7 protein-coding genes and 1 pseudogene are annotated in these 6,335 nt (G+C 56.1%); 3 read left to right on the forward strand and 5 right to left on the reverse strand.

Features of this window, described 5'->3' with window-relative positions; genetic code table 11:
* Positions 1 to 34: 34 nt before the first annotated feature.
* Positions 35 to 187: pseudogene (locus CUC55_RS00300) on the forward strand (nuclear transport factor 2 family protein); the annotation flags it as partial.
* A 199-nt stretch (positions 188 to 386) separates the two neighbouring features.
* Here CUC55_RS00300 and CUC55_RS00305 read toward each other — a convergent pair.
* Positions 387 to 1,340, reverse strand: coding sequence for a LysR family transcriptional regulator (locus CUC55_RS00305; RefSeq protein WP_103086637.1), 954 nt, complete (start codon positions 1,338 to 1,340; stop codon positions 387 to 389).
* Between the two features lie 94 nt (positions 1,341 to 1,434).
* Between CUC55_RS00305 and CUC55_RS00310 the strand changes: the two genes are divergently transcribed.
* A complete protein-coding gene (locus CUC55_RS00310) occupies positions 1,435 to 2,394 on the forward strand; it encodes an MBL fold metallo-hydrolase (protein ID WP_067653955.1) in 960 nt (319 codons plus the stop codon).
* A 592-nt stretch (positions 2,395 to 2,986) separates the two neighbouring features.
* On the opposite strand, the gene CUC55_RS00320 is transcribed toward CUC55_RS00310, so the two are convergent.
* Positions 2,987 to 3,904, reverse strand: a complete 918-nt coding sequence (locus tag CUC55_RS00320) for a YeeE/YedE thiosulfate transporter family protein (RefSeq protein WP_157940876.1) — start codon at positions 3,902 to 3,904, stop codon at positions 2,987 to 2,989.
* A 103-nt stretch (positions 3,905 to 4,007) separates the two neighbouring features.
* Complete coding sequence (locus CUC55_RS00325; RefSeq protein ID WP_067653987.1) at positions 4,008 to 4,529, reverse strand: YkgB family protein; 522 nt, start codon at positions 4,527 to 4,529, stop codon at positions 4,008 to 4,010.
* Positions 4,530 to 4,674: 145 nt separating this feature from the next.
* Between CUC55_RS00325 and CUC55_RS00330 the strand changes: the two genes are divergently transcribed.
* Positions 4,675 to 5,124, forward strand: a complete 450-nt coding sequence (locus CUC55_RS00330; protein WP_157940877.1) for a MarR family winged helix-turn-helix transcriptional regulator — start codon at positions 4,675 to 4,677, stop codon at positions 5,122 to 5,124.
* A gap of 191 nt (positions 5,125 to 5,315) precedes the next feature.
* Here the strand turns inward: CUC55_RS00330 and CUC55_RS23285 are convergent, their stop codons facing one another.
* Together CUC55_RS23285 and CUC55_RS23290 are read right to left on the reverse strand one after the other, a co-directional pair.
* The gene (locus CUC55_RS23285; RefSeq protein WP_210200648.1) at positions 5,316 to 5,834 is read right to left on the reverse strand and encodes an FMN-binding negative transcriptional regulator; all 519 of its coding nucleotides are present in this window, start codon (positions 5,832 to 5,834) and stop codon (positions 5,316 to 5,318) included.
* A complete protein-coding gene (locus CUC55_RS23290) occupies positions 5,777 to 5,995 on the reverse strand; it encodes an FMN-binding negative transcriptional regulator (protein WP_067653950.1) in 219 nt (72 codons plus the stop codon). Before CUC55_RS23290 ends, CUC55_RS23285 begins: the two co-directional genes overlap by 58 nt.
* Between the last annotated feature and the right edge of the window lie 340 nt (positions 5,996 to 6,335).

Here is a 6,335-nt window from a genome sequence, read left to right on the forward strand (position 1 = left end):
CGTCGGCCATTCCTGCGTCAGCAGTCTACCTGATGCCGTCGCTGTCGAGGTAATCCAGACCGTATCTGATCTCAACGGCCAACCGCTGGACGGGCAAACCCATGGCCTGAAGGACAAAACCGTGACGCACATCTTCCGTATGGAGGGCGAAAAGATCGTTCGCTTCGATATCCGGGATGCCCTGTAAGAATTGTACAAAACTACGCCGAGGTGTCCACAACCGGCGTAAAGCGGCTATCGCATTGAGATCGCATCACAATGCTACAGGTCATCTTCCATCGCGCCGCCCGATTAGGCTCAACGAACTAAGTATCCTGGTGTCGAGGACTGCTCGTTCGAATCCCTCAACACGAAGACGTTTGAACATGTTGATCTCTATTCCACGGTCACGCTGCGATATCTGCGACGCTGCTCCGGTTCGTCCTCAGCATCGCCTCACGGATTTGGCTTCGCAACCATGCGCAGCCAAGATCGCTGTCCATCTGGAGCGGCCAGACCATTGCCACGGGTGGAAAAGAAAGCGCCAATGGCACCGGGCTGACCTCAAGCTCCAGCAGCGGTCCGTAACGGAGCGCAATGCGCGATGAGACGGTAGCGATCACCGCAGATGAACGCGCCGTGGCCAATATGGACATNAAATCGGGTGCTGCCGCAACAACTTCCAGTTCTGCACCTACATGCCCCAGCGCATCCTTGACGCAGCCATGAAGGCTGTCGGTTTGGGAAATGACTGCGTGTTGCGCGGCGATATAGGCATCGAGGCCCACCGGATTGGAAAGCTTCAGCAATTTTGGATTAAAACAGCACAACACGCTGGATTGATACAGCGGTTCGCAGTGGTGCCGTGAGTCAGGCAGATAGCTACACCCTACGGACATATCGATGATGCCCGCATCGAGCATTGCGTCTATCTCCTGCGCATCACCACCGCGGGCCAGAATACGGATGCCCGGCGCGATATCTCGCAGGCGCGCCGTCAGATCAGGCAGCAGCAGCAGTTCTACCTCGCTGGAAAGTCCCAGCCGGAATGTGCGTTGCTCGGTGGCCGGATCGAATGCATCCGCCATCAACACGGCCGCCTGCGCCTGCCGCAATGCCTGCCGCACCGGACCGGACAAGTTGAGCGCACGTGCCGTCGGCTTCATCACCTGACCAACACGAATGAAAAGCTCATCCTGAAACAGCGTGCGCAGGGTGGATATATTGTGGCTCATGGCAGGTTGCTGGANTTTCAATCGCTGCGCCGCACGTGTCACGCTCATCTCTTCCATCATTGCATCGAAGGCAACGAGAAGATTGAGGTCAAAAGAGCGCAGATTGAAATGATCGATGACATGCATGATTGGTATCGATTTGATTGCTGACTGAGGCAGTCTTAGCTGTTGGGCAGAAACTTACAAGCCGTTCCGCACTCATCACCCAAGGAGCAAACCCATGCCATCTCGTCGTTCCATTCTCAAAGGCGCTGTATCCGGCCTCATTGCCGCACCCTTCATCGCCCCGTCGATCGCCTTTGCCAAAGCACCTTATGCCGCTGTTCAGGCACCCGGTTTCTACCGGCTGAAAATCGGCTCTGCAGAGGTGACGGCCCTGTCGGACGGCACCGTTGCTCTGCCGCTGGCCAAGCTTTACACCAACACCAGCGAACAACATGCGCAGAGCGCGTTGGAGGAAGCCTTTCTGCCGGAAATCGTCCCAACTTCCGTCAACGCCTTTCTGGTCAATACGGGTGAGCGACTTGTACTGATCGACGCAGGCACCGGTGCTTATCTTGGGCCTTCTCTCGGCAAACTCCTGGCCAACATTGAAGCATCCGGTTACAAGACGGATGATATCGATGATGTCATCCTCACCCATATACACACCGATCATTCCGGCGGGTTGATGCGCAACGGCAAGCGCACATTCACTAACGCGACCTTGCGGGTCAGCGAGCGGGAGGCCAAATTCTGGCTGAGCGCGGAAAACGCCAAGGCAGCGGTCGGCATCGTCAAGCAGCACTTCGGCGAGGCGGATCAGTGCGTGACACCTTACGTAAAAGCCGGAAAATTCGAAACCTTCGCGGATAACGCAGCGCCGGTTCCGGGTCTTGGTTCCATCCTCTATGCGGGACATACGCCAGGCCACAGCGCCATCACGCTCGAAAGCGAAGGCCAGAAGATCGTATTCTGGGGCGACATCACCCATGGCGATATTCTGCAATTCGATGAACCCGGCATAGCAATCGAATTCGATATCGACCAGAAGGCCGCCATTGCCGCGCGCGACATCGCGTTCAGGCAGGCGGTGGAAGGCAAATATCTGGTAGCAGGTGCACACATCGCNTTTCCGGGCATCGGCCATGTCCGCAAGGACAGCACGAATTACGACTGGTTGCCGGTCAACTACGCGTAGNTTTGCGGCAGGCTGTCGTATGTCTTCGGGCGATCATGGGATCGCCCGAACTGGCCCAGATAGCCTCTTCGCCCGTAGTGATGAGTATCGTTTCGCCATGGCTCCTGCCGAGAGCTCAACGTTCCGACGGTTTCATCGCCAGGATTTTTGTTATTGCAATCTGTTTGTCGCAGCGATGCGCGGCGCCCGCTATAGTATCGACCACGGCGCGGCACTCATTTGCGCCTGTCGCGAGCAGCTCGCGGAACGAATGCGGGAGACTGACCACAGCATCCCGGCGATCACAGCGGTCGGGTTTCTGTCCAGCTACACCTTCCCAGATGGGTGGGTCCCGATCTTGAGCAACTGATTGGCAGTGTGCTTGCCTGCGGTCTGCGAGACTAGGCCGACACGATCCCATCAGGCCCTGACAGCGTCCCGGATGTGGTACTGTCGCCAAGTGTTCAACAATAAAACGTACTGAAGGGATTGGCTCCAAGCGCCAATGGTCGCCTAGCGCTTCGTGAACAAGGTCTTCGCCATCGGTATGTTAAAGCAATTGATCTCGTCGCCAAAACTTAGTGCAAGATATGAATTGCGCAAAGCGCACAGTTCAATGGACATTGAAGCGTGGCACCATGATCAGCAGGGCAACGATCGTGGCAAGAAGGATTCCATAAGCCAGAAAAGCCGAGGGGCTACCGGACGGTATACCTTGTAGGACTAGGCTGTCATTGCCTCCGGGTATCAAGGCGCTGCCCGCTCCCATCAGCAGCCCCCCTGCAAATCTGTCTCGCACCGCAGCGAACCCTGGCGGTTCAACCCTGAACCGTCCGCGAAACAAACCGTTCGCGATGCTTCCCGAGATGAGTCCGATTAGGCCGATGACCGTCAACCAGTCGGAGGCGCCGATATACCTCAACGCATGCATCCATGGCCAAGGTTGATGGAGGGCTCCTACAAGAGCCCCGACCAATCCGATAACGCCCATCAGGAATGACAGCCTCAAAATTACACGAAGCGGCCGTCTCCACAACGCAAAGCGTAACACAATGAGACCGGGTAGACCGAGCACGACAAGGAGTAAGGCATTTTCAGGAACGGGCGTTTGCTCCGGTAAAGCCGTTGTGCCTGGTCCAATTGCGTCAAGGAAGCGAAATGCAAGGTATGCCCCCGCTCCAGTCAGAAGAAATTCGGCTCGGCCTTCCCCAAGACGTGCAATCGAGCCGAATGCACAGCCGCCGTTGATGGTCGCCCCCGCTCCGAACAACACGGCCCCAAGGCATAAAGGACCCAAAGGACCCCACTGCGGAACAGCCATGTCTGGCGTCAGTAGCCATGCAACAAGCAATGCCCATAGGCCGCATTCGAAAAACCCGAGCAACCCGTCTGCCCTTCGATCCCTTATAAGTTCGGACATGGCACGAACGGCACAGGTGGTACCATGCTGAATGGCGACACCCAGCAAGAACGCTCCGGCAAAAAGAAGTGCCGCGAGACCTGGAATGGTAATGCCTTCGAAATATGTCATCATTGATCCAGGAGATGCCTCGCGATAAGCGCCAGGGCTTCAAGAGTTCTGTGTAAGGGACACCCATTGACTCGAAGGATGCAGTCCTGTTCGCGATGCGGTCTCAGCTCAGCAAGGCTTGGGCTCTGACGCGTGCAAGGCTTTCGCCGAGAATGAAAATGCTGACGCCAAGCAGCGACACATCTTTGAGCAGGAACTGGCCGACCGGATTGATCCAGGGAAAGCCACCAAGTTCCGCGTACCAGATCGGCAGTGCGAACATGACCGAGACCGTGGTGAGAAACGTCAGTGAACCGATCGCACCACCGAGGACTCCTGCGCGCGCCGACCAGGGAGAAGCGATCAGCAGGAGTGCGGTTGAAATCTCAGCAGTCCCCAGGAGGGCCGTCGCACCTACCTCGCCGAAGGCTGGATAGAGCCACGAGAGCCATGGTGTATTGGTTATAAGGGGTTTGAGGGCATCGACCTCGACCTGTGTGTATTTGAGAACGCCTATCAGCAGAAGCGGCAGCACCACTCCGGCAAGGGCAACGCCGCGCCCGATTTTTGTAACAGTGGCGGCGGGGACGATGCGATCGACGCCAAGAATGGCGCGGTCGGCGATGGATGTAATTCTCTGTTTCATATCTGTATCCTTCCAATTTGTATGCATGAAGCATATATTATTTTCACTTGATGTCTATGCGCCACGCATATATTAATTCGGCATGAATGNAAAAAAGACAGAGAATGTAATTGGCGCGCTGGTTTTAGGTCTGGCTGACGCAGTCTTGCGCCAAACAGAAAACCTGGCTCCCGAGAAAGGGCAGGCGGCGGCGGCGATCGCGCTGTTGCGGCACGAACCGGGTATGCCCATCGAACAATTGCGTCGTGCGCTCGGCCTTTCGCATTCTGCCACGGTCCGCCTTGTCGATAGGCTCGTCGCGGATGGCCTTGTCATGAGGCACGCGAGCGAAAGCGACCGCCGGGCGGTCGCTCTTCATTTAACGGACGCCGGGAACATCAGCTGCGATGCTATTCTGTCCTCACGCTTTGAGCGCATCGCAAGAGCACTGGATGTTCTCGATCCGCTCGAGCGGGAGACCTATCGCTTGCTGACGGAAAAACTGCTCGCGAATTTCGTCGAGGACCTTGATCATGCTTATTCGGTGTGCCGACTTTGCGATCTGAGTGCTTGTCCGAACTGCCCGGTGGCGTGCAGCCTGAAAGCAAAAGCATGACACACGCGCTGCGACGTAAATTGCGTTTAACACGTTTATTCCACTGCCTGATCCGTTCCTTGTGAATGAATTCCAAGGCGTGCGAATGCCGCATCGANTTTTGCAGCATTCGCATCATTCTGCGTCGCCCACTCTGCCACGCGGAGCCAAAGCAAGGCTCGCGCACAAGCTCAGTTGATCTTCTACCATCGTCAACGTTTCAACGCGCGGAGAAGCGATTGAAGAGACTTAGACGTGCCATCGTAGCCACTAATAAGATGAGCCATGNTTTCGTCTGCCAGCACGTTACGCGCTCGCAACCCCTCGACGATGCCATGCCTGTCTTCCGGGACGTCGCCGTGTGAAAGCTTTACGGTCATATCGAAGCTGGCTATTTCGAGCCGATATCCCTGGATCAGCTTTCTCCATCCTTCCCATAGATCAGCGGCCAGCTCCTCCGTCCGCCATCCGCCCTTCGGTTCGCTTGCACTCACAAGGTCTTTGATCTGGCGCTGCAGAGCAACGTCGTCCATGAACTCAAGTCGCCCATGCATGATCAGGCTGATGTAATTAAAGGTCGGCGCCGTCCTGCTGCGATCCGAACGTGGACTCGGAAAGCTCGAGCTGAACCAAATGGGCGATATTGCTGCGCCGGGTCCCTGAACCAGGATCGTTACGGCGTGCCAACCGTCATGTCGCGGGCGATCGGATTTGCCTTGGCCAGATGGAATTCAAGTGCCCCCGCTGGCGCGTTCCCAGGTCGGAAGGTAAGCGGCGCGTGGGCGATACGTGGCCCTTCGGCTCCGTTGATGGATATGGCAGCAAATGGAAATGTTTCCGTCAGGGCCTGAATCAGTGCCGGATCGGTGTGCTTGTATTCGGCATAGTGCATGTTCTATCCTCGTCTAATTTTCGGGGAATTCTTCTGAACCAGATTGGGTGCTGCAATCAGGTGAGGCTAAACGACTGCCTTCGCTGTGATAGCGGGTCATCATACTTTCCGTTCAGTCGGGATTACCCAGCATCTATCTGTCGACCAATGGATTCTGTGGCCGCGCAAATTCTTGAAAGTGTGCTGTCGTTTGGCAGAGAAATCTCAAAGGCCGCCGGCGCTATTCTTGAGGAGTTTTTCCCCCAAGATCGCAAGACCGATCCCTAGTTGTTTAGTCCCAGAGTGTGATGGTGTATCGTTATCACGATCACGGAGGGAAACTCTATGGGCCAATTTCTTC

Source organism: Agrobacterium bohemicum (assembly GCF_002896715.1).
Lineage (GTDB): Bacteria > Pseudomonadota > Alphaproteobacteria > Rhizobiales > Rhizobiaceae > Agrobacterium > Agrobacterium bohemicum.

What these genes read in the sequence shown, in the direction of transcription:
- CUC55_RS00320 (WP_157940876.1), bottom strand. Translation starts at nt 3,904, where the DNA reads ATGACATATTTCGAAGGCATTACCATTCCAGGTCTCGCGGCACTTCTT.
- CUC55_RS00325 (WP_067653987.1), bottom strand. Translation starts at nt 4,529, where the DNA reads ATGAAACAGAGAATTACATCCATCGCCGACCGCGCCATTCTTGGCGTC.
- CUC55_RS23290 (WP_067653950.1), bottom strand. Translation starts at nt 5,995, where the DNA reads ATGCACTATGCCGAATACAAGCACACCGATCCGGCACTGATTCAGGCC.